The organism is Streptomyces sp. AC627_RSS907 (assembly GCF_019049165.1).
The window spans coordinates 1-646 of sequence record NZ_JAGMUE010000738.1 but is presented as its reverse complement, the minus strand read 5'-3'; the positions used below and the strand labels follow the sequence as shown (position 1 = coordinate 646).

Genomic DNA, 646 nt, shown 5'->3' with positions numbered 1-646 from the left:
GCAGGTCGACGGTGCGGGCCCCGGGGAACTGCGGCGCCCAGTCGATCCGCGCGCCGGCCACGTGCGCCTCGGCCAGCGAGGTCAGGAACCGCCGCGATCCGCCGTCGTCCCGCCGCAGCGACCCGACGGTGGTCACCGGCGCCTCCGCACCGGCCGTCTCCTGAATGCTCATCGACAGTACGGGGTGCGCCGCGCACTCCACGAAGAAGCCGAAGCCGTCCGCGATCAGCCGCTCCACGGCCGGCCCGAACCGCACCTCCTGCCGCAGGTTCCGCACCCAGTACGCCGCGTCCAGCCCGGCGGTGTCCACCGGCTCCGCCTCGACCGTGGAGTACAGCGGGATGTCGGCGCTACGCGGCGCGACGCCGTCAAGGACCCGCAGCAGCTCGTCCCGGATCGACTCGACCTGCGGCGTGTGCGAGGCGTAGTCCACGGGGATGCGCTTGGCCCGCACCTCGTCCGCCTCGCAGCCGGCGATCAGCTCATCGAGGGCGGCGGGCTCACCGGCGACCACCGTGGACGCCGCGCCGTTGACGGCGGCGACCGCGATCCGCGCACCGTACGGGGCGATCCGCTCCTCCGCCTCGGGGCGGGGCAGACCGAGCGAGACCATCCCGCCCTTGCCCGCAAGGCGCTGGCCGATCAC

The 646-nt window shown here is 74.6% G+C and carries 1 protein-coding gene; it reads right to left on the bottom strand.

The window, feature by feature from the left end:
* A partial coding sequence (locus tag KUM32_RS38340; RefSeq protein WP_217146433.1) for an acyltransferase domain-containing protein occupies positions 1 to 646 on the bottom strand: 646 nt, incomplete at both ends.